The 24,299-nt window shown below is 38.1% G+C and carries 20 protein-coding genes; 17 read left to right on the top strand and 3 right to left on the bottom strand.

Features of this window, described 5'->3' with window-relative positions:
- Nucleotides 1–13: 13 nt before the first annotated feature.
- From NT175_08455 to NT175_08430, 6 genes are all read left to right on the top strand, one after another.
- Nucleotides 14–1,753: a tetratricopeptide repeat protein gene (locus NT175_08455; GenBank protein ID MCX6234740.1), complete on the top strand. Its 1,740-nt coding sequence runs from the start codon at nt 14–16 to the stop codon at nt 1,751–1,753.
- 18 nt (nt 1,754–1,771) lie between these two features.
- The gene (locus NT175_08450) at nt 1,772–2,623 is read left to right on the top strand and encodes a DUF4292 domain-containing protein (protein ID MCX6234739.1); all 852 of its coding nucleotides are present in this window, start codon (nt 1,772–1,774) and stop codon (nt 2,621–2,623) included.
- A gap of 12 nt (nt 2,624–2,635) precedes the next feature.
- Nucleotides 2,636–3,892 (top strand): peptidoglycan DD-metalloendopeptidase family protein, encoded by a 1,257-nt coding sequence (locus NT175_08445; GenBank protein ID MCX6234738.1) that lies wholly within the window; start codon nt 2,636–2,638, stop codon nt 3,890–3,892.
- A gap of 61 nt (nt 3,893–3,953) precedes the next feature.
- On the top strand, nt 3,954–4,154 hold the full coding sequence (gene tatA / locus NT175_08440; protein MCX6234737.1) for a twin-arginine translocase TatA/TatE family subunit: 201 nt from the start codon (nt 3,954–3,956) through the stop codon (nt 4,152–4,154).
- Nucleotides 4,155–4,238: 84 nt separating this feature from the next.
- Complete coding sequence (locus NT175_08435) at nt 4,239–6,062, top strand: LysM peptidoglycan-binding domain-containing protein (GenBank protein ID MCX6234736.1); 1,824 nt, start codon at nt 4,239–4,241, stop codon at nt 6,060–6,062.
- 57 nt (nt 6,063–6,119) lie between these two features.
- A complete protein-coding gene (locus NT175_08430; GenBank protein ID MCX6234735.1) occupies nt 6,120–7,115 on the top strand; it encodes a DUF4837 family protein in 996 nt (331 codons plus the stop codon).
- A gap of 33 nt (nt 7,116–7,148) precedes the next feature.
- Here the strand turns inward: NT175_08430 and NT175_08425 are convergent, their stop codons facing one another.
- Nucleotides 7,149–8,513 (bottom strand): thioredoxin-like domain-containing protein, encoded by a 1,365-nt coding sequence (locus tag NT175_08425; protein ID MCX6234734.1) that lies wholly within the window; start codon nt 8,511–8,513, stop codon nt 7,149–7,151.
- 153 nt (nt 8,514–8,666) lie between these two features.
- On the opposite strand from NT175_08425, the gene NT175_08420 reads away from it, so the two are divergent.
- From NT175_08420 to NT175_08385, 8 genes are all read left to right on the top strand, one after another.
- Nucleotides 8,667–9,281 (top strand): helix-turn-helix domain containing protein, encoded by a 615-nt coding sequence (locus NT175_08420; GenBank protein ID MCX6234733.1) that lies wholly within the window; start codon nt 8,667–8,669, stop codon nt 9,279–9,281.
- On the top strand, nt 9,278–10,570 hold the full coding sequence (locus NT175_08415; protein MCX6234732.1) for a TolC family protein: 1,293 nt from the start codon (nt 9,278–9,280) through the stop codon (nt 10,568–10,570). Before NT175_08420 ends, NT175_08415 begins: the two co-directional genes overlap by 4 nt.
- Before the next feature lie 30 nt (nt 10,571–10,600).
- Complete coding sequence (locus NT175_08410; GenBank protein MCX6234731.1) at nt 10,601–11,479, top strand: HlyD family efflux transporter periplasmic adaptor subunit; 879 nt, start codon at nt 10,601–10,603, stop codon at nt 11,477–11,479.
- Nucleotides 11,480–11,520: 41 nt separating this feature from the next.
- Nucleotides 11,521–11,985: a DUF2147 domain-containing protein gene (locus NT175_08405; protein MCX6234730.1), complete on the top strand. Its 465-nt coding sequence runs from the start codon at nt 11,521–11,523 to the stop codon at nt 11,983–11,985.
- A 16-nt stretch (nt 11,986–12,001) separates the two neighbouring features.
- Complete coding sequence (locus NT175_08400; protein ID MCX6234729.1) at nt 12,002–12,916, top strand: ABC transporter ATP-binding protein; 915 nt, start codon at nt 12,002–12,004, stop codon at nt 12,914–12,916.
- 11 nt (nt 12,917–12,927) lie between these two features.
- A complete protein-coding gene (locus NT175_08395; protein ID MCX6234728.1) occupies nt 12,928–13,659 on the top strand; it encodes an ABC transporter ATP-binding protein in 732 nt (243 codons plus the stop codon).
- 11 nt (nt 13,660–13,670) lie between these two features.
- Nucleotides 13,671–14,777 (top strand): ABC transporter permease, encoded by a 1,107-nt coding sequence (locus tag NT175_08390; protein MCX6234727.1) that lies wholly within the window; start codon nt 13,671–13,673, stop codon nt 14,775–14,777.
- Between the two features lie 83 nt (nt 14,778–14,860).
- Nucleotides 14,861–15,979 (top strand): ABC transporter permease, encoded by a 1,119-nt coding sequence (locus NT175_08385; protein MCX6234726.1) that lies wholly within the window; start codon nt 14,861–14,863, stop codon nt 15,977–15,979.
- Nucleotides 15,980–16,022: 43 nt separating this feature from the next.
- On the opposite strand, the gene NT175_08380 is transcribed toward NT175_08385, so the two are convergent.
- Nucleotides 16,023–17,459, bottom strand: a complete 1,437-nt coding sequence (locus NT175_08380) for a DUF5723 family protein (protein MCX6234725.1) — start codon at nt 17,457–17,459, stop codon at nt 16,023–16,025.
- A gap of 63 nt (nt 17,460–17,522) precedes the next feature.
- The gene (locus NT175_08375) at nt 17,523–19,496 is read right to left on the bottom strand and encodes a KUP/HAK/KT family potassium transporter (protein ID MCX6234724.1); all 1,974 of its coding nucleotides are present in this window, start codon (nt 19,494–19,496) and stop codon (nt 17,523–17,525) included.
- Nucleotides 19,497–19,583: 87 nt separating this feature from the next.
- Here NT175_08375 and NT175_08370 point away from each other — a divergent pair, with 87 nt between their 5' ends.
- The 3 genes from NT175_08370 (at nt 19,584) to NT175_08360 (ending at nt 24,276) form a co-directional block, all read left to right on the top strand.
- A complete protein-coding gene (locus NT175_08370; GenBank protein MCX6234723.1) occupies nt 19,584–20,651 on the top strand; it encodes a tetratricopeptide repeat protein in 1,068 nt (355 codons plus the stop codon).
- Nucleotides 20,652–20,683: 32 nt separating this feature from the next.
- Entirely contained in the window at nt 20,684–22,747 is a 2,064-nt protein-coding gene (locus tag NT175_08365) for an OmpA family protein (GenBank protein MCX6234722.1), read from the top strand.
- Between the two features lie 77 nt (nt 22,748–22,824).
- Nucleotides 22,825–24,276, top strand: coding sequence for a transporter substrate-binding domain-containing protein (locus NT175_08360; GenBank protein ID MCX6234721.1), 1,452 nt, complete (start codon nt 22,825–22,827; stop codon nt 24,274–24,276).
- The last annotated feature ends 23 nt before the right edge of the window (nt 24,277–24,299 follow it).

Below are 24,299 nucleotides of genomic sequence, written 5' to 3'. Positions count from 1 at the left end.
GAATAGGATTATTATGAGAATCAGACTAATTATATTATTTCTTTTGGTTTTATCGACCCTGACAGGCTTGTCGCAGGGGAAGGCATCAAAATCCGAGGCTAAAAAAATGGCTCAGGATAGTTTACAAAACAGGAAAGAACTTGAAAATACTGCATTGTTCATTGAAGCTAAAAAACAGGAAATATTGGGTAATTATGATGTCGCCGTGCAAATATTCAATCAACTCCTGATAGAGGAACCAGAAAATGATGCAGTTTATTTTGAACTTGCAAATATTTTCACTTTACAGAACAGAATACCAGATGCCTTGGTTTACGCCGAGAAGGCCAACACTCTAAATTCCTATAACAAATGGTACCAGATTCAGCTGGCAGACCTTTACCAGAAAAGTGGTGAATATGATGAGTGTGCAAAGATATATGAGGCCCTGGTGAAAAGTGAATCCAACGATTTGGAATACCGGTTTCAGTTGGCTGTGTGCTATATACTCATTGGCAAATATGCAGATGCCATTGATGAATATGATTTCATAGAAGAAAAGATTGGTGTAGTAGAGGATATCTCCATTCAGAAGCAAAAAATTTACCTTCAGATAAATGACTTTGATAAAGCTGTTATTGAGGCTCAGAAACTTATAACTTCTGATCCTGAAGAGAGCCGTTATTATGCCATTCTTGCCGAATTGTATATGTCGAACAAAATGCCTGAAAAGGCATTTGAAATTTATAAGACCATTTCTGAAAAATTTCCGGATGATCCCTATATTCATATTTCTCTGTCTGATTATTACAGAAAAAAGGGTGACCAAGACAAGGCTTTCAACGAACTCGAACTTGGTTTTGCCAATCCTTTTTTGGACATTGACACTAAAATCCAGATTCTTTTATCCTATTATTCCAGAAGTGAAAATGATGATCATCTCAAGAGTCAGGCGATGACCCTTGCCACAATCATGATTGAAGCACATCCCTGTGATCCCAAAGCTTATTCCATGTATGCTGATTTTCTGGTCCAGGATAATAAGTACCGGGAGGCAAGAGAAGCTTTCTATCATGTTATAGCCCTGGATAGCAGCAAATATCTTGTGTGGGAAGGATTGTTAAGAGTTGAAGCTGAATTAACTGATTATAAGGCCATGGAAAAAGAGAGCAGGTGTGTCATAGAATTTTTTCCATATCAGCCATTGGGATATTTTTTTAATGGGGTCGCCAATTATCAGCTTAAGAATTATGAGGAGGCTGTTCGTGTACTGGAAAAAGGGACCTCATATATTATTGACAATACTCCACTTATGGGCCAGTTTTATGCGCAACTCGGTGATTCCTATTACCAGATTAAAGATTATAAGTCGTCGGATGCAGCTTATGAAAAATCTCTTAGTCTTGATCCCAATAATTCCTATGTTTTAAATAATTATGCCTATTATTTATCATTACGAGGTGAAAGTCTTCATAAAGCTGAACAGATGGCTGAAAAGGCTACCCGGCTTGATCCTGGTAATTCCTCCAATGAAGATACCTATGGATGGGTATTATATAAATCGGGCCGTCTTAATGAAGCAGAGGAATGGATATTCAAGGCCATAAAAAGCAGCAAGGAACCCAATCCTATTATCCTGGAACACTATGGGGATATTCTCTATCAATTAGGTAAGAAGGAAGAAGCCATGCAATATTGGGAAAAGGCAAAACAAGCCGGTAAAGGTTCCGACATACTCGAAAAAAAGCTTAGGGATGGCATGTTATACGAATAAGTACTTTTCCTTGGGAAAATGATGATTACAGGAGATAAAGGAAAGAATATCAATTTATTAATTTGGTATGGCATCCCCCAGATATTTTTTTTATTTTTACTTTTATCCTGTTCTTCTTCAAAGACGATCATCAGGGCTCCCATAAAAGAAGAAGGTGCCGATTATCTTTTTAACCAGCTTAAAAATAATGAGATCAGGTATAGTTGGTTTTCTGCCAAGTTCGCAGCTGAATATATCATTGATAAGAAAAAAACAAATTTTAATGGTCAGATTAGGATAAGAAAGGATAGCCTTATCTGGATAACGGTATCTCCGGCTTTGGGTATAGAAATGATACGATTGCTTTTTACCAATGATTCTGTCAAATATTTAAACCGTATTGAATCACAGTTTTTTACGGGTGATTTTCATTATGTAAATCAGGTGATCAATAATGCTCTTGACTTTGACATGCTTCAGGCCTTCTTTACCGGGAATGATTTTTCGTTTTATGAAGATGGGAAATTTAAAGCTTCTATTGATGACAGGGAATACAGGTTATCGACCGCGCAAAGGCAAAAGCTAAAAAAGATGATTAAAGAACAAGAAGGCGACCTCGTTATCCCATTTCAGGATATTTGGTTAGATCCTCAAAATTTTAAGATTACCCGAGTTTTAATAAGGGAAGTTTTAGAGGGCAGCCGCAAGTTTGAAGCTTTGTATTCAGATTTTGTAGAAGTGAACAACCAACAGTTTCCAACCCAGCTTGATTTTTACATCAGAACCGAAGAAAAATCGTTGGTCCTAACCATTAAATATTCAAGGATTACAATTGATGAACCGACGAATTTCCCATTCACTATTCCGGCAAAATATATCAGGATACTGTAAAAGCAGTTAATTGTGAGAAAGCTAAAAAGCATTATACTGTCATTCCGAAAATCAGCTACCGTAATATTTCTTATTATTTTGGGACACCTTATTGTTACTGCCCAACAGCCCGATAAAATTACCCTTCAAAATCAAAAGCAACAGATTGAGAGAGATATTGAATATACGAACGACCTGCTTGAAGAGACCAGAAAGGGTAAAAAGAATTCTTTGAATGAGCTTGCTATTCTTGAACGTAAGATAAAAATGCGAGAGGATTTAATTCAAACAATCACTGATGAAATCCTATTTATAGATGAGCAGATTTCTATTGATAATTTTGAGATTCAACGGTTAACCAGTGAGCTTGATGCATTGAAGGATGAGTATGCTAAAATGATTTATTTTGCATTTAAAAACAGGAAAATTTATGATAAGCTGATGTTTATGTTTTCCTCCAAAGACTTTAACCAGGCATATCAGCGGTTGAAGTATCTTCAACAATACAGTATATACAGGCGCACACAGGGAGAGCTAATTGCTAGGGCCCAGGCTGAAATCGCTTTTAGAATTGCACAATTGGAAGTCCAAAAAAAAGAAAAAGAGGATCTGTTGGTTGAAAAGGAGGTAGAGAAGCAAAACATAGTTTTAGCCCGACAGGAGAAAAACGACATGGTGCAGAGCCTGAATCTGAAGGAATCCGAGTTGAAGAAATCACTAAAGGAAAAAGAACGTGCAGCGACACAACTTCAAAAAGCCATTGAGGCCATTATTGCTGAGGAGATCAGAAGGGCTGCAGAGGTCGCAAGGGAAAAAGGAATAACCGCACCTGCAGAGGCCCTGGCATTAACACCAGAAGAGCGATTAATATCAGATAATTTTATAGCCAACCAAGGCAAATTACCTTGGCCTGTTGAGAGAGGTATTGTTATCAATACTTTTGGAGAACATCCTCATCCGGTTCTTAACGGTGTGAAGGTAAGAAATAATGGTATTGACATTATTACCAATGCTGGTTCTTATGCCAGAGCAATATTTGAAGGGGAAGTCACACGGGTCATCTCCGTTCCAAATTACTTTACTGTGGTCATTATCAGACATGGTGAGTATCTTTCAGTCTATTCGAACCTTGATGGAGTGACGGTTCTTAAAGGAGATGTAGTAAAAACCAAACAAAGCATAGGACTGATCCATACAGATAATGAAAAGGCCAAAACTGAACTTCATTTTGAATTATGGAAAGGAAAAATCTTACAGAATCCACTGGATTGGATCGCCGAACCTAAATGATACTGTGTGGATATTATTTTATATTTTTGTGTTCTGATTAAAATCATCTAACAATAATTAAATGGATCCATTAGTTATTCTTGGGATTATTGGCCCATGGGAAATCGTTCTGATAGTGCTGGTTGTTTTATTGCTTTTTGGTGGCAGAAAAATTCCTGAATTAATGAAAGGTTTAGGGAAAGGTGTAAGATCTTTTAAGGAAGGAATGAGTGGAGAGGATGAAGAAAAAACGAAAGGTAAAGAAGACATTAAAAAGGAATAAAACAAACGCAATTTTTGGGGCATATTAAGGGATCGTATCTGTTTTTTTCAGGATTTCCTGAAGCCATCATTGAACAATCCGTACATGAATCTTCGTATAAAATTCGTTGTTATAACTTTAGTTATCCTATTTTTAGAGGGGATTATCCACCCCTGTTTATCCGATGCATCTATAGAGATTTATCTGCCAAGAAAATCGGGTGATTCGGTTCAAATAAATAATATTTCGGGCACCCAAGCGGATACTCTTCCTTTAGCCAAATGCAATATTGTTTCTGATTCACCTATTGTTGGTATGCTCGACAGTCTGATACAGATCAAATATTTCAGGGGGTATTACTTTAATAGCGATACATCTTTTCTGAATGTTTACCAATTCCCATTTGATACCATGCCTACTTATTCTGACTCGGTATATGATGCCCGTATCGCATGGTTAGACAAAATCACGCCCATTGACCTTACTTTTAACCAGGATGTCCGGCAATTTATCAATCTGTATGCTGTTCAGAAGCGTCAACTGACCTCAAGAGTGCTGGGTTTGGCTGAGATATATTTCCCCTTATTTGAAGAGCAGCTGGACCGGTTTAATTTGCCTCTTGAGCTTAAATATCTGGCTGTTGTTGAGTCCGCTCTGAATCCCACAGCAGGATCACGGGTTGGGGCTAAGGGATTATGGCAGTTTATGTACAATACGGGGAAACTTTATAATTTAAAAGTTACTTCTTATGTTGATGAAAGGTTTGATCCATACAAGTCGACCATCGCAGCATGTGAGCATTTATGCGATCTATATGAGATTTATGGTGACTGGTTTCTGGTCATGGCCGCATATAATGCTGGTGCCGGGAATGTAAATAAAGCTATCCGTCGGGCTGGTAATGTCATGAATTACTGGGCTATCCAACCCTTTTTACCCAGAGAAACCAGAGGCTACGTGCCAGCCTTTATTGCGGTTTACTACATTATGAATTTTGCTCCTGAACATAACCTTTATCCTGCCCACCCTGGAATTCTTTATAATGGAATAGATACAGTAACCGTGCATGAAGTTCTTTCATTTGAGCAAATTTCAGAGATGCTGAATGTGCCTTTGGAGGATCTGTACTTTTTAAATCCTGCCTTTAAGACAGGTGTGTTTCCTTCAATAAACAATGAAACATATACCCTGCGTTTACCGAAAGAATATATCGGGGACTTTATAAATAATGAGCAAGCATTATATTTATATAAGACACAGAAAGGTATCGATCGTGATAAATTACTGGCTCAGATCAAACAGATCAAGGAACAAAAGTATCATACAGTGAAAAGTGGCGAAAACCTGGGTATTATTGCCCAAAAATACCATTGCCAGGTTAGCGATCTCAAGCGGTGGAACAATCTAAAGGGGAATATGATATATCAGGGCCAACGGCTGATCGTTTACCATCCGGTGTCTGTTGCCGGTATCCGCCCTGCAACTCATGTTAAATCAGAAGGGTCACCAGTTTTGAACAGTTCTGACAGTGAGCAAAGCGAAGGACAAAATAATACCCATATTGTTCAGTCAGGTGAGACTTTAGGGACAATTTCTGCTCGTTATGGATGTTCCGTTGATGATCTCATAAAGTGGAACAATTTAAAAAACAATATCATATATCCAACCCAAGTCTTGAAACTTACTGATTCGTTAAATGTATCCTCATCAGTTGCGGTTGCCGAATCAAGCAGGGAGGAGCAATCAGAAAATGCGGTAAATCCTACAACAGAATACATTTACCACATCATTCAACCAGGTGAAACGCTCTGGGATATTTCTCATCTTTATGAAGGAACATCGGTGGAACAGATTATAAAACTTAATAATATTACGAATACCAGACGCTTAAAGCCTGGTCAGAAGATAAAAATTGCCAGGATTAGTTAACCTTTTATTATTTTATTGAATAATTCAATCCTTTTTCCACCATCAATATTATTAGCCATGAGAGCATTCGTTGTCTATATTGGAAGCATTTTACTGTTTATGCTTCTTACAGCATCCTGCAAGATGAAAGAAAACATTAAACCGGATTCTTCAGGAGCAGCTTTGGAGTTACTGGTTATCACTGATAATAATGAACAGTGGGATGGTCCCATAGGTGATACAATTAGGACCTATTTTGGTCAATTAATTACAACACTTCCTCAGCCCGAACCTGTTTTTAACTTAAAAAACGTAGAATTTTCGGTATTTAGTGACATGTTAAAGGTGCTCCACAATATTTTTATTGTGACAATAGATAAAAATCTCACCCAATCCGTCATAGAAATAAATAAAGATCTTTGGTCAAGTCCTCAGTGTGTGATCAGGATTTCGGCTCCCTCTAAAGAAGCCTTCTTTACTGAATTTTCGAAAGACAAGGATAAATACCTGCAGATATTTAAAGATATTGAGATTCAACGGACAATTAAAGCTAATTCAATAAACTTACAACCATCGATTGATGCACTTTTAAAAGAGGACTTTAATGTCTCAATGAGCATTCCTTTCGGTTATTATGTTGCTATTGAGGATAAAAATTTTATATGGTTACGAAATGAAACAAAGACTCTTGGTGAGGGTATTTGTATATACTACGAAAATTATTCTGACACAAACCAATTTAATCCTGATTATATCATCCAAATGAGAGATTCTGTTATGCGCAGCCATATTCCTGGTCCACGTGAAGGTTCCTACATGTCTACTTCTATCGATCCGGTCTTCCCTGAATTTAAAAGGGTGATTCTGAATGGTCATTTTGCAATAGAAACCAGAGGCTTATGGGAAACAAAAGGGGAGTATATGGGCGGGCCTTTTATCAGTTATACAACAGTTAACAGAAAACGTACACGTATTATTACTTTAGAAGGATATGTTTATTCTCCTGGTGGTGATAAGGCCCCATTAATATTGAAGGTGGAATCTATTATACATACCGTTCAATTTACGGATTGATGGTTGCTGCAAGCGAAATATCCCTCCTCTACATTATTGGCCTTCTAATACGTTCAGCAATTCCTGATAAGTTATAGGTTTAGCAATAATAATTTTATTCTTGTCGAGAAGGAACATGGTCGGAGTAGCATATATATTGTAATCCACGGCTGTTTTGCCATTCCAACCTTTCAACTCAGAACCGGTGATCCATGGATACTGTCCCTTTTCAAGAGCAGTTTTATATTCTTTCTCGTCTTTATCGACGGAGATAGCAACAATTTCGAGATTGTACGTTTTTTTATCATAAAGCTCTTTTAATTTCGGCAGTAGTGTTGTACAATGTGGGCACCAGCTGGCCCAGAAAAGAACCAAAATATATTGGGAATTGATTTTCAACAAATCGATAGGTTTATTATTATCGTCATTCAGTGAGATTAACGGAGCTGATTTTCCTATTGCCAGCTTTTGATAGTTTTCCAGACGACGCAATAACTCGCCATCGATGCTCTCATTTTCGCATTTTTCTGTTGATACATAATTGGTGGCAATATGATTAATCACTTTTTCGAAATGATATTTTTCAAAGCCCTTTAAGAGATATTCCAGCATAAAGCTATAAATTTTATCATTTTTAATGGATGCAGCCAGAATATTGTTTACAGCCTGAATAAATGCGTCTTCAAGTTGCTCCTGGCTGAATTGGCTGTTTCCGAAAAGCGACAGATATTCAATACAGAGGTTTGGAAAAACATTACTGCGCAACAACATAGTATCTGTCATATCAATGTTCTCCCAGAAATGGGTTTTTATATATTCAAGCCTATCATTTTCTGACATGATACAATCCAAATATGGCCGATTTTGAGTTTTAATCACTCTGGCAGCATAAGAGGAGGGATAATTTTGGTTGATGCTATCGATATAAGAGGTTCTTTTACCTTGATTTTTCTGATATTGCAGGCAAAGTTGCTGATAAAAAGTATCATCTATAGGATAATAATATACTACTGTGCCCAGCAAATCAATTTTTAACTGATTTTTTTTCATGAATGAAAGGAAGTTATAATAAAGGCGGTTTTCTATAGAAGAGATGACGACCAGACTATCCAGTAAATAGTCATAAGTGGTTGAAAAACGGACATTCTCATGATTGAAAATAAAATCAATATTATGATCCTTTGCAAGGATGATACGGTAATAACCCGATGGTGCAGAAGAAGGCAAATTAAAAGTTATAGTCACTCCTTTTTCTATAAAAATAGAATCAACAGGCTTAATAAATTCACCATAAAAAGACGCCAGCGTAACTTTATCACCTGGAAAAGCCTTTACGTCAACTGTGATAGTAAAAGGCTGTTGACTTAAAGCCAGAAAGGGTATAATAAGCAAAGAAATGCTTAAAAATGGCAGCTTCATGTTATTTTGGGGTATAAATTTTCACAATTTTAAAAAAAAAACAGATAGCTATTTGGTATTATCAAAAAAGTATTCTATTTTTGACCAAATGATTAAACTTGTTAATTAAATTATAAAGTTAAACTTATTAATTAAACTATATGTTTAATTAAAATGGCTGTAATAGAAAGACGGAATACGGAAAAATTGATCCTTGAGGCTGCCAGGAAGGTATTCATCAGAAAAGGATATGCTGGTTCAACCTTGCAGGAGATAGCCATTGAAGCTGGCATTAATAAGGCATTATTGCATTATTATTTCCGGAGCAAAGACCGTTTATTTGATGCTATTTTTCGCGAGGCATTCATCAGATTTATACCACGGGCTGGTGAGATTATTTTCTCAGATGAAGACTTTCCTAAAAAAATTGAAGCTTTTGTTCATTTTTACCTTAACATGCTGAATGAAAATCCACATATACCCCAGTTTATTATTCACGAACTGAACGTAAATCCGGAACATGTGATTATTTTATTGAAGGAGTTGGGATTGGCGTACGACGGGATGATTGATCTTATTGAGGATGAGATTATTAAGGGAAATATTAGGCCAATTAGCCCACATCATTTTCTTGTCAATCTTTTCAGCATGTGCGTTTTTCCATTTGTTGCCCGGCAAATCTTACAGAAAACGATTTTAACGGATTATGGTGATGACTTCGATAGGTTTCTTGAGGAAAGAAAGAGGGAGATACCTGCATTTATTATTAATTCAATTATGGTTCGATGAAAAAAGTATTATTCATCGCAGTTATCCTGATTTTTTATCATGCGCATAGTCAGGAGTTAGATACAATAACCCTGAAATTATGCCGTGAACAGGCTGAAAAAAATTATCCTGTCGTCAAGCAGAATGATTTGATGGATGATGCTCTTGCATATAAGCAGAAGAATCTGGCGGCCACATACTATCCCCACCTGAACATTAACGGCCAGATATCATATCAGTCGGAAGTAACAATGGTTGAAATGAATATTCCACCTAATCCTTTTTTCTCCAGTGCTGACATCGCTCCTGCACCCGTCAGCAAGGATTGGTATAAACTCACACTCGATATCAGTCAGGTCATCTATGATGGTGGTACAACGTCCAGGCAGAAAGACGTTGAAATCACGAATCATAATATGGATAAGCAGGGTATAGCAGTTGAGTTGTATAATCTGAGGGAAAGAGTAGATGATATCTATTTTGGCATTCTTGTTTTGCAGGAGAACTACAAGATTATCCAGGTTATAAAAAAAGACATTAATTCAAAACTTGAGCGTGTAGAGTCTGGAGTCAGAAATGGGATGTTGCTATCATCAGAAGCAGATATTCTTAAAGCGGAGATAATTAAAATAGACCAGCAAATAATTGAAATCAAGGCAGATATACAATCCAGTATAAAAATGCTCAGGGATCTCACAGGTCTGGAAATTCAAGATGATGCATTTTTGGTGCTTTCTGATATATCAATTGATCCTTATGAATATGAAATCAGCAGGCCGGAATATTCGTTACTTAGCCTGCAGCAAGATCGTCTCAAAGCGATGGAAGGAGTAATTTCAACAAAGGACAGACCCCGGTTTTTAGGATTTGGTCAGGCTGGTATCGGAAGACCGGGACTGAATATGTTATCAAACACCTTTGATCCGTTTTACATCTTCGGGGTGAGGCTCTCCTGGAATGTATGGGATTGGAATCAAACCAGGAATGAAAGGCAAATTCTTGGCATTCAACATGATATTATTGACACTCAAAAAGAGACGTTTGAGAAGAACCTCAGTGTGGCACTCGAAAGATGCAGAGGAAATATTCTTAAATATGAAGAATTAATAAAACAGGATGATACAATTATTAAACTGAGATCAAATATAAGCCAAGCGGGTTCTTCGCAGCTGGATAATGGTGTAATAACGGCTGCAGATTACCTGACTTATCTGAATGCTGAATCTCAAGCCAGGCTAAATAAGGAAGTTCATAAAATATTTCTTATCAAAGCCAGGATCAATTATTTATCTTCACAAGGTAAATTTTAGTTTCAACAAAAGATTAAAAAACGTTTTGATATGAAAGCAAAATGGTTTTTTTCAGTACTCTTTTTATTGTTAACTGCATGTTCTGTTGACAAAAACCGGTCGGACGCTTATGGTAATTTTGAGGCCAGGGAAGTTATCATTTCTTCTGAAGCACAGGGCAGGATTTTAAAGTTTATCATTGAGGAGGGCGAAGAGCTTCAGGCAGGGGTTAACATTGGACTGATTGATACTGTGGATCTTTCCTTAAGGCGGGATCAACTGTATGTCAGCCGGAATGCGGTCATTTCGAAGATAAGGATTACTGAGGCACAAATAGATATACAGAAACAGCAGAAGGAAAATATCCTTGTCGAAAAGAGACGCATAGAAAACTTGCTGAAGGACGGTGCAGCTACAACCAAGCAGCTTGATGACATTAACGGATCCTTAAGTTTGGTTGATAAGCAAACCAATCTGTTACATACTCAGATAACCGGTATAAGAGATGAAGCAGCAACCATTGAGGCACAGATTGCACAGGTCAACGAGAATATCCGAAAATGTTATCTGGTTAATCCTATGAGAGGTACAGTACTTACAAAATATGTTGAATGTAATGAAATTGCCACGATAGGCAAACCACTCTATAAAATTGCTAACCTCGATACGCTGGAGTTAAGGGTATACATCAGTGGAGCCCAGCTACCACATGTCAACCTCGGGAATTCAGTTGATGTATTAGTTGACAAAAATGAAAAGAGCAATCAGAAACTTAATGGAACTGTCAGCTGGATCTCGCAGCAGGCTGAATTCACTCCAAAGATCATTCAGACAAAAGAAGAACGTGTAAAATTAGTGTATGCTGTTAAAATTTTGGTACAAAATGATGGAACATTAAAAATTGGTATGCCTGGTGAGATTAATTTTTAATATCTTCGTTCAAACAAGTCATAAATTCAAAACGAAAAATTATGAGAAAAAAAGTACTGTTATTAATGATTATTGTTCCCGGAATAATGATGAATTACCAACAGGTTCAGGCACAGACCTATAAGACTGATGATGTTAAAGGACTTTGGTTAAATGAAGAGAAAGATGCCATAGTGGAGATTTTCAGAAATGGGGATAAGTATTTCGGAAAAATTGTGTGGTTGAAAGAGCCTAACGAAGAAAATGGTAAGCCCAAGGTAGATGATAAAAATCCGGAAGTAAGTTTCCAGAACAGGCCGGTTATGGGATTAGAATTACTGAAGAATTTTGTTTATTATGGTGCAGACAAGTGGGAGGATGGCACCATCTATGACCCAAACAACGGAAAAACTTACAAATGCATTATCACTATTAAGAATCCCGATCTGCTTTATATCCGGGGATATATTGGCCGTGCCTGGATGGGATTGGGAAGGACAACTGAATGGGCCCGGACAAAGCTGTAAATGATTATCATAATATATGAGCAAGGCTGCTGTCACTGCTGAGGTTTTAGGTAAATATTATGGCAGCGTTAAAGCCATTGAAGACATCACTTTTACGATTCCGAAGGGAGAGATTTTTGGTATAATTGGGCCGGATGGTGCTGGAAAAACAACGCTTATAAGGATACTGTCCACATTGCTTCTTCCAGATAAAGGATCTGCGACTATCGAGGGGTATGATGTTGTGAAAGAATATAAAAAGATACGCAGTATAATCGGTTATATGCCTGGAAGATTTTCACTCTATCATGATCTGACGGTAGAAGAGAATCTGCAATTTTATGCCACCATCTTTGGTACTTCAGTCGTTGAAAATTATGATCTTATCAGGGACATTTATGTCCATTTAGAGCCATTTAGGACCCGATTATCCGGGAAATTATCAGGTGGGATGAAACAAAAGCTCGCCTTGTCCTGTGCTTTGATTCACAGGCCTTTATTATTGATATTGGATGAACCGACCACGGGTGTGGATGCTGTGTCGAGGATTGAATTCTGGGAAATGTTAAAACGGCTGAAAGAAAAAGAAATAACAATTCTGGTTTCAACCCCTTATATGGATGAAGCTGCCCGCTGTGACCGGGTAGTCCTGATGCAGGCTGGCAGGATCCTTCAACTTGACAGCCCCGAAGGTATCATCCATAATTATGACAGGGCATTATTCGGAGTCAAAACTGACAATTCCTATCAACTTTTACATGATCTGAGAACGTATCCTGAAATTGAAATAGCCTTTCCTTTTGGCGATCAAGTTCATTTCGCCACTCACAATAAAACACTTGATCCGCGGAAAGTGGAAGATTTTTTAATTTCCAGAGGGCATCATCAGGTATCGATTCAATCTATTGAGCCAGATATAGAAGATTGTTTTATGGCTCTTATGCAAAAATAAACCGGTGATTTATGGCAAATATGGTTAATATCATCGAAGTCAGGAATTTGGTAAAAAAATTTGGAGATTTCACAGCCAATGACAAGTTGACTTTTGAAGTGCTGAAGGGAGAGATATTCGGATTTCTGGGTGCGAATGGTGCCGGGAAAACTACAGCTATTAGAATTTTATGCGGGCTTTCGTCACCCACTTCCGGCTACGTTAAGGTGGCAGGTTACAGTGTATCTGAGAATCCCAATGCTGTGAAAAGGAATGTAGGGTATATGAGCCAGAAGTTTTCTCTTTATGAAGATCTTACTGTTGGAGAAAATTTTCGGTTCTATGGGGGTATTTATAGTATGCCAAAAAAACAGATCAGGGAGAAAACGGAATTATTACTAGAGAGATTAGACCTATTATCATACAAAGACAGGCTCATCAGGACTCTTCCACTCGGCTGGAAACAGAAGCTGGCATTTTCTGTTGCCATAATGCATGAACCGCAGGTTGTTTTTTTGGATGAACCTACTGCTGGTGTGGATCCATTGTCCAGAAGACAGTTCTGGGAAATGATTTATGAAACGGCAAAATCGGGGATAACGGTTTTTGTAACAACACATTATATGGATGAAGCCGAATATTGTGAACGTGTATCTATAATGGCCGAAGGTCGAATTAAAGCCATCGATACACCTAAGAATCTAAAAAGACTTTATGGAGTCAGGTCAATGGAGGAAGTCTTCTTAAGATTAGCCAGGAATTAAATGAACTATCGATGAAACGGTTCAGGGGATTTGTAATAAAAGAGTTTTTCCATATTTTAAGGGACGTCAGAACTTTAATTGTTCTATTTGGAATTCCGATTGCTCAGATTCTGATTTTTGGATACGTTATTACGAACGAAATCAAAGATGTAAAGATTGCTATCCTGGATCTATCAAAGGATGAAATAACCAGTCGTATCACCAGCAAGATTCTTTCTTCGGGTTATTTTTTATTACAGAACAACCTTAGCAGCGTCGATGAGGTAGAAAAAGCTTTTAAACAAGGCAAAGTTAAAGAGGTGGTCATCTTTGAGCCTGAATTTTCAATAAAGCTTCAGAAAGAGAAATCAGCATCCATGCAGCTGATAGCTGATGCCTCAGACGCTAACACGGCTAACCTGATAGTTAATTACACATCAGCCATCATTCGTGATTTTATACGGGAAATTAACCAGGACCGCGAATTACCGATGCAAATAATCCCCAAGGTTCGCATGTTATATAATGATGAATTAAAGGGGGTTTATATGTTTATACCCGGGATAATGGCATTGATTCTTATGCTGGTTTCAGCCCTGATGACTTCTATTTCTATTACCAGGGAAAAGGAGTATGGGAGCATGGAAGTGTTGCTGGTCTCACCGATAAAGCCCATTCAGGTAGTTCTGGGTAAGGTAACCCCGTATTTTATCTTATCGTTTATCAATGTTATTGTGATCATTATGCTTGGATACTTCGTGTTTAAAGTACCGGTACAGGGGAGTGTGGCACTATTGTTTGGTGTGAGCATGCTTTACATAATGATGGCATTGTCGACTGGGATAATGATCTCAACATTAACCAGCACACAGCAGTCAGCCATGTTTATTTCCATGCTATCCCTAATGCTACCGACCATTCTATTATCTGGTTTTATTTTTCCGATAGAAAATATGCCAAAGATTTTACAATGGCTAAGCTATATCATGCCGGCCAGATGGTATGTTACAGCCATAAAACACATCATGCTGAAGGGTACGGGATTTTTATTTATATGGAGGGAAATTTTAATTCTGACGGGAATGACAGTGATTTTTATTGCTATTTCTGTCAGAAAGTTTAAGGTAAGATTGGAATGAGAAGTTGCAGGTTTCATGTTGCAAGTGACGCTGGTTTATTACATTAATATATCCCATAATACACAATTGTTTTCGGTACAGTTATGAGGACCATATTATTTATCATTCAAAAAGAATTTATACAGATCTTCCGTAACCGGATGATGTTGCCGGTCATTTTTGTCGTTCCCATCATTCAACTTGTGATTCTGGTTAATGCTGCCACTATGGAAATGAAGCACATAGAGATGTATGTCATTGATAATGATCTTTCATCCATTTCAAGAGAGCTGGTAAGCAAATTTGAGGGATCACCATTTTATTTTATCAAGAGCGGATCTTTCGCTCTTAATGAAGCCGAAAATGAACTGAAAAGAGATGAAGTTGATGTGATTCTTCAGATCCCTCATGGTTTTGAACAAAAGTTGTACAGAGATAATCATGCAGATGTCCAGCTATTAATTAGCGCCATTAATGGGGCTGCTGCCGGAATCATTTTTGCCTATTCGAACTCGATTATTTCTGACTTTAACAGTAGCCTGTTAACCGGATCAATTTCCTCATCTGCATCAGATATGCCTGTAACCATTTCTCTTACCAGGTCATTCTGGTATAATCCCGATCTGAATTATAAAGTATACATGTTACCCGGAATACTGGTCATACTTGTGACAATCATCGGTATGTTTTTATCTTCACTCAATTTGGTAAGGGAAAAAGAGATGGGAACTATTGAACAGATTAATGTGACGCCTATCAGGAAATACCAGTTTATTATAGGCAAATTGCTTCCATTCTGGATTATCGCTCTTTTTGAGCTTGCTTTTGGCTTAGCAGTGGGTAAAATACTTTTCAACATCCCAATACTAGGAAATCTCTTACTTCTTTTCGGTTTTGCGTCACTGTATTTGCTTGCCATAATGGGTATAGGTTTATTCATTTCGACTGTTTCATCCACGCAACAGCAGGTTATGTTTCTATCATTCTTTTTTATGATCACATTCATTTTGATGAGTGGGATTTTTACTCCTTCTGAAAGTATGCCGCAATGGGCTCAACAGGTTAATATCATTAATCCATTTGCATATTTTATGCGGGTTATCAGGATGGTCATGTTGAAAGGCTCGGGATTCCAGGATATCAGTAAAGAGTTTTTTTCATTAGGCGTTTATGCGGTTGTCATGCTAAGTTTGGCTGTGTGGAGATATAAAAAAGTGGCTTAGTTTGAGCTAAGCCACTTGTAAAGTGCGATTATCTGGAAGAGGGTCACTTTTCGAGGTATCTTGTGGCTGTTTCCTTATGGCCGAAGCTAAATCGCAGGAATCCGAAAGCAATGGAAAGTGTCGGGTCAGTTTTCTGGAACAGTGTCAACATGTCACGAGTAGCAACGCCGATCTGCCATGTTTTTTCATCATCTTTTATTGGGAACAGGGAGATGCCAAATGGGATATTTGTTCCTAATTTACCGCCGGAAACAATACCAATATTAAGTTGTACCCAGTCAACAGGGGTGAATTTGCCACCAATTCCGAATATAGGGCTTTCAAATCTTCCGGGAACGGGCTTTCCAAGGGGCACATACAGATCAAATCCCGCTTCAATCTTTTCACTAAACTTGTAACTAGCTCCACTTTTCAGGTTCATCGGTATCTTGACTTTTTTCTTGTCGAGGGCCTGCCACTGACTAGACTTCGATGCGTCATCAGTAACAATAAGTTGTCCCTGGGCAAAAATATTGTAGTTATCAATACCATCGGTTTCAATTAAGTAAACACTGTCTGCTAAAGCATTATAACCTTCGAAAACATTTCCTGTCCACTTAATACTGCCGATATCATTCAGGGCTAAACCAACTTTAAGATCTTTATACTTGAAAGTTGTACCAATGTCAAATCCAAAGCCGGTGCCTACTTTTTTTAAGCCTTTACCTGTAACGGGATTAATCGCGTTTTTCCCATAATCCACTTTGAATATGGGGCTCAGCGAAGAATAGGCTACCAGTTTTCCTTCGTCATCCTGGAGGTATTGTGCACTGCCATAACCGACAAGATATTTCAGGCCGATACCACCATACCATAAAAAATCCTTTTCATCTATGATTTTTCTTCCATACCCCAGGTTGTATTCTCTATACCATATAAAATCCAGGTCAGTTCCCTTATAAACGACTGATGCAGGTTGAGGTTTGGAAGAATAACCGGTATCACCGATGTGAACATCAAAATAGGGAGCATTGTAGCCCTGGAATAGAAATAGCGCTGCCTGATCATTGAGAACAGAGTTCCACAGGCCTCTGTCTCTGATACTGAAAGCAAATCCGCCAATTTTTTCCTGCTGATAAGAAATCCCGAACCAGGTTACAGCGCCGGAGGCCCATATTCGGGCATTTGTGAAATCATCAGCTGCTTTTTGTTTTTCATTGTATGATAATTCGATGCTTTCTTTAAACAGGTCATGCATGACCTGTTTTTTGGTCAATGGTTCAGAATAAATAGAAATAGCCGCTTCGAGCAAACCCAGGTTCCAGCTATGTTCATTCCAGGTCCAGCCAAGATTCGCCGGATTTATACCCAGGCATTGGTAATCAGTAAGCGATGAAGTAGAATAACCGGCACCGGTTGCATTAAAGTTGCTGATCTCAGTCTGAGCATAAATTAAGCTCAGAGAAAGCATAAACAGTGTAAAAAGGTAAATTTTTTTCATAGGGAGACAAATTAAGGTTAAGGAATCAAATCAAAAATATGAAATAAACGCCATATTTAGACTTTACAAAGGATTTAATTTATTAATCCTATAAATATTTTTAAATTTTTCAATCATAGCATCTGACTCCATTGGTACTTTTTCAACAACTATGTTGCTGGTATCGAGACCAAAAGCTTTGACATCAGAAATGCCAATTTTTTTAATAATATTATAGAAATCCATAATGAACTGATCAAATGCGGGGAAATCAAAATCATAGTTTTGAATGCGGTCGATCAAAACAAATCTGAAATCACCAGGGATATTGTGTTTTTTAAGTGAATCATAATTGCTAGTCACATTAAACTCGTTGTTTTTTACCAATTCTTCAATGACCTCCCTGAAAAATAGGTTAAGACGAGGCTGTACCTTAAAACCGATAATAAAGTCGACTCTCATTAACACATCAGGGATAATTGTTTCAACTTTATAGGCCATCTTTTTAGGTTCATCAACGATATGCAAATGCAGGAACCAATATTTGTCGGCTCTTTTAGGTTGTTTATTAATGATTGAATACATGATTTTTGATTCGACATCGGTTTTGTGATCAGCTCTTGTCAGATATACCAGGTTTGTTGCATATTTTGGGATCGTTTCATCGTTCTTTAAATCTTTCAGTACATCAGCGTAGTCAGAGATCTTTATAAATAATAAAAACCGTTTTTTAATTTCTCTTCCCCTGTACCATGTGAACATAATAAAACAAAGTATTCCGGCGAGAAGCAACGTAAACCAGCCGCCATAAAGGAATTTGTGTAGATTGGCAATGAGAAAGGCGCCTTCGATGGTCAGATAGACTAAAAAGAAAACTACGATGAGAGGAATGGGCCTCCTGATGCGCAATAAAAAGAATGTCATCAGTGTGGTGGTCATCAGCATAGTGATGGTGATAGCCAGTCCATAGGCAGCTACCATATTGGTTGACTCTTTGAAAAAAAGAATAACAAAACAAACAGCAATGTAAAGGAACCAATTAACTGTAGAAATATACATTTGTCCTTTGATATTTGTCGGATAGTTGATTTTCATCCTGGGCCAGAAGTTCAAAGAGATTGCTTCGCTGATGATGGTATATGAACCGCTAATAAGAGCCTGGCTGGCTATGATAGCTGCCGCTGTGGATATAATGATTCCTGGTAGGAGAAACCATTGCGGCATGATCGAAAAGAACGGATTGATACCGTCAATGAGTGCTGATGGATGGTTTAGTATCCATGCACCCTGGCCAAGATAATTCAAGATCAGGGAAATCTTAACGTAAATCCATGAAACACGGATATTCAAAAACCCACAATGTCCAAGGTCGGAATAAAGTGCCTCAGCTCCGGTGGTGCAGAGGAAAACAGCGCCTAAAAGCAGGAATCCTCCGGGATAGGTGGACAATAATTTAATAGCGTAATATGGATTAAAGGCTTTATAAACTTGAGGGAAATCAAAAATATGGCTTGTACCTAAGATTCCAAGCATCAGAAACCATACGAACATTATTGGGCCAAAGGATTTTCCAATAGCAGAAGTGCCAAATTGCTGGATGACAAACAGTAGTGTGATAATCCCCAGGGTAATTAACAGGACCGGCAGATTGGGATTCACCATATCAAGTCCTTCAATAGCCGATACAACAGTAATAGAAGGAGTTATAACTCCGTCTGCTAATAAGGCTGCTCCACCTATAATAGCCGGAATAAATATCCATTTATGCTTTTTGCGAATGAGAGCATACAGGGCAAAAATTCCACCCTCCCCTTTATTATCGGCTCTGAGTGTAATGATGATATATTTAACCGTGGTTTGAAGTGTCAAAGTCCATATGATACAGGATAGAGCCCCTAAAATAAAATCTGTATCAATAGCTTGATTAGCCATTCCGACAATGGATCTCATCACGTATAAAGGGGAAGTACCAAGATCCCCATAAACAATGCCCAAAGTAATGATAACTCCTGATAAGGTTATCTTGGAGATGTGAGATGCGTCAAATTTTTTAGACATATAAGTCTTAAAAAACCTACAAATTTAAGTGGAAGTTCAATACGAATATAATCTATTCGTAAATTTGGGCCATCAATTACTTTGTGAATGAAATATTCCATAAATACCCTCATTTGCTTCATCCTTCCGGCCTTATGTATTTACAGTACTGGGCAGAATTCCATGCCCACCGGGGCTCGACCAGATTCAGTAATAATAGGTAACCAGCAGGCCGAAATTCTTTATAATAAGTCTATTGACATGTTTAACCAGGGACTGGCTGATTCAGCCATCAGAGCATTGAATGAAGCACTAATAATTAAACCGGACTTTGCCGAAGCCTATTATAATCGTGGAGTCATTGAATATAAGGCAAATTTGTACCAAAGCACACTGAATGATCTCAATCAGGCCATCGCACTGATGCCAACAGCCTGGGCTTATTATTTCAGGGGACTGACGAATTATTCACTCGGTAATAATGAAAAAGCTTCAGAGGACTTCTCGCAGGCCATTCAATTGAACACCAATTTGGCGGAAGCATACTATTATCGTGCTGGTATTACTTTTGAAAATGGTCAATATCAAGTAGCTATAGATGATTTTTCAAGAGCTATCCTGTTAAAAAATGATTTTGCTAATGCGTACAATTTTCGTGGAAAGGCTTATCTGGAGATTGGACAACTAAAAAAGGCGCAGGATGATTTTCTTAAAGCCACAATGCTCGATCCCAGATTGTATTTTGCTTTTGATAACCTTGGGCGTATAAAGATGGAGCAAAATGACTATGAGGAAGCTGAAACGGATTTCACAGCTGCAATTAAAATCAAACCTGATTATATCAGCGCTTATAACAGCCGGGGTTTGGCAAAATATTATCTGGGTAATTATGAAGCTGCGATAAAAGACTTTAATGAGGCCTTCAGCATTAATCCTACCTATTTCATTGCCATAAATAATCGGGGCAGTGCAAGGTTCAAACTCAAAGACTATTCTGGTGCTGAGAGGGATTATACTGAAGTAATAAACGCCGAAGCCGGAAGTGGTTATCTTTATCTGAACCGTGGAAATGCCCGTGAAATGTTAAGGGATAATAAAGGAGCCTGTGCTGATTGGGAAAGGGCAGTTACTCTTGGAGTGGGACAAGCCAAAGTATATATTGAAAATTGTAAATAGTATTTATGACCTGGCGGATTAATATATTGTTTTTGTCATTTATTATCTTTTCTTGTCTTACAGCTTTAAATGCTCAGGTCAATGTGGCATTTGATGAAGATAATTTTCCCGGGGAACAAAAAAAACTGCTGAAGGAAGCCATTAAAGAAATAAGAGAGGGCGATGATAACTTTTTTAATGATATACCACAGTATGCCTTTGCCATAGAGCACTATCTGAAAGCCAACGGCTTCAATCCCAATAATGCCCTGCTCAATTACAAGATAGGTGTGTGTTATATCAAAACGGTGCAGAAAACCAAGTCAATCTCTTTTTTCGAGAAAGCTCTTTCATTTGATCCACAGGTGAAACCGGATCTGCTCTATTTGCTGGGTCAAGCATACCATCTTAATCTTGAAACAGATAAAGCTATTCAGAAATTCGAAGAGTATCGTCAATCACTGACTCCTAACGAATTATCTCAGCTTAACGTGCAGATAGATAAAAAAATCAGCGAATGCGAGGTAGCAAAAGAGATGATCGGCAATCCTGTCAGGGTTTTTATTGATAATCTTGGTAGTCCTGTCAATTCAAAGTATCCGGATTATAGTCCATATATCAATGAAGATGAAACTGTTCTGATGTTCACATCAAGCAGGGACAATACCACTGGAGGGGGTATAGATCCGTTTGATCTGATGTATTTTGAGGATATATACATTTCTTTCAGGGACAAGAATACGGATACCTGGGAGGCACCTGTAAATCCCGGGAAGCCACTGAACACTGATTCTCATGATGCTATTGTTGGCATCTCTCCCGATGGTAAGCATGCACTAATATACAAAGGTGAGAATGGCGGTGATATTTTTGAATGCTTCATTAAAGATGGCGGATGGCAATATCCCCGACCGCTGCCCAAAGAGATCAACACAGAATATCATGAAACATCCGCATCGTATGCTCCTGACATGCAAACGATCTATTTTGTGAGTGATAAACCCGGAGGATATGGAGGCAAGGACATTTATGTCAGCCAGATGGTCAGAAAAGGGAATAGCGATAAGTATGAATACAGTAAAGCTGTAAATATTGGGGCGTCCATTAACACACCCTATGATGAGGAAGGCGTATTCATGAGTTCTGATGGCAAGTCGTTATATTTCAGCTCAAAGGGTCATAGGAATATGGGTGGTTATGATATTTTCAGGTCCGAAAATGTTAATGGTATATGGACAGAGCCTGTGAATCTTGGATATCCCGTCAATACGCCTGATGATGATGTCTTCTTTTCAATTTCCAGGAATGGCCGTCATGCCTATTATTCCTCCTTCGATCCTAATGGCATTGGACAACGTGATCTTTTCATGATCACATTTCTTGGACCCGAAAAACCCGTTATCACTAAAGACGATTGGGATGTCCAGACTTTCAAATTGGAACCGACGAATGAAATAATCCTCGCCGGCAAGAAAGAAATAAAAGCGATACAACTGGCCATCATTAAAGGAGTGATACGTGATGCCGTGACTTTAGAACCGGTTGGTGCGGTTCCTGTTGAAATTTTTGATAATGAACTGGGCGTGAAAGTCGCATCATTTGAATCATCAAGTGAGACAAGTGAATATTTAGTATCGTTGCCATCCGGCAGGAACTATGGTTTTGCAGTAAAAGCAAAGGAATACATGTTTTATTCTGAGAACCTTATCATTCCAGCCTCAACGTCTGTCCAGGAAATCAACAGGGATATTTATTTGAAAAAGATTGAAGTTGGGAGCAAGATAATTCTGAAAAATATTTTCTTTGATTTTAATAAAGCCACATTACGACCTGAGTCAAAAACAGAACTGGACAGGCTGATCAAGTTGCTGCAAGATGTTCCTTCTCTAAAAATTGAGATATCAGGACATACTGATAACGTTGGTTCTGCGTTATATAACCAGCAACTTTCGGAAAACCGGGCCAAGTCTGTTGTAGATTACCTGATAATCAACGGCCTTGATTCAAACAGGCTGACCTATGTGGGATATGGCATGACTCAGCCTGTTGCCACGAACGATACAGAGGATGGACGCCAGATGAATCGTAGAACGGAATTTAAAGTACTGAGTAAATGAAGGAATGAACTTATACTTTTTTCTTTTGTTACAATTATCCTGGCATTTGTCAGTATCGTAGGATCAAACAAGACTTCATGATTAAGAAAGCCATCAGAAAGATAATAAAAGCATTTTCACTTTTATCGTTGATCTTATTGCTTATTACCTGCTCACACTCCCCCAATGTAAATAATTTTCAGGATTATAAACAGTATGGAGGGAATGGATTAATGAATCTGATCAAATTAAGGGGAAAGATCATTGCCATTACTAACTATAATTCGACGGATTATTTTATATACAGGGGGGAGAAAATGGGATATCAATATGATCTTTTAAATTCATTTGCCAATTATTTGGGTGTTAAACTGGAGATCATCATTGATAATGAACTTGATAAAGCCATTAAAGATCTGAACACCGGTATAGGCGACCTGATTGCAATGGATATTACGATAACGCGTGACAGGGTTGCTCAGGTTGATTTTTCCAATCCGATGAATCAGATACGGCAGGTCCTAGTGCAGCGGAAGCCTCAAAACTGGCGCAAGATGAGCACATGGGATGAAGTTGAATCCCATCTCATCCTTAATCCTCTGGAACTGGCAGGAAAGACCATATATATTCCAAGTAACATTTCATTCAGAATGCGTTTAAAGAATCTATCTGATGAAATCGGCGACACCATTTCAGTTATTGAAGAAAAAGGCAAGACCATGGAAGAGCTGATCGATATGGTAGAAAGCGGACAAATCGGATATACTATTGCCGATGAGCCCGTTGCGTTGATAAGCCAGAACTTTTATCCTGATATAGATGTAGGGACTGCTGTCAGTTTTTCTCAGAATACCGCCTGGGCTGTCAGAAAAGGATCAAATGATCTTTTAATTGAAATCAATAAATGGTTGGAAGGGTTCAAACGGTCAAAAGAGGCCAAATTAACTTTTAATAAGTATTTCAAGAATCCCAGGATCGGCAGGGCTAATATTGAAGACTATCATAGTTTGACAAGGGGCAGGATATCGGATTATGATGAATTCATCAAAGTGCAGAGCAACATACTTGGATGGGACTGGCGTCTTCTTGCTTCACTTATTTTTCAGGAATCTGGTTTTAACCAGAACACCAGTTCATGGGCCGGTGCTTTTGGCATGATGCAGCTTATGCCTGCTACAGCTAAGAAATTTGGTGTAGATTCATTATCGTCACCAGAGGCAAATATCGTAGCGGGTGTTAAATTTCTTAAATACCTTGACGATCAGTTTGAAGATATTGTAACAGACGAAAATGAACGACATAAGTTTGTCCTTGCTTCATATAATGTTGGCATAGCTCATGTATATGATGCTATGCGTCTGGCTGAAAAATACAATAAGGATCCGGCAGTCTGGACAAATAATGTAGATTCATTCATGCTTTTCAAATCCAATCCTCAATATTATTCTGACTCAGTGGTATATTATGGTTATGCCAGGGGGTCAGAGACGTATAACTTTGTAAATAAAGTCCTTGAGAAGTTCAATCAATATAAAACGATAAATAATTAGCAGAGAGGGAAAGTCGAAATCGG

The sequence above is a fragment of the Bacteroidota bacterium genome (assembly GCA_026391695.1).
Classification (GTDB): domain Bacteria; phylum Bacteroidota; class Bacteroidia; order Bacteroidales; family JAGONC01; genus JAPLDP01.
Note: the sequence above shows the minus strand (reverse complement) of the source record. Positions and strands in the feature narration are given on the sequence as shown.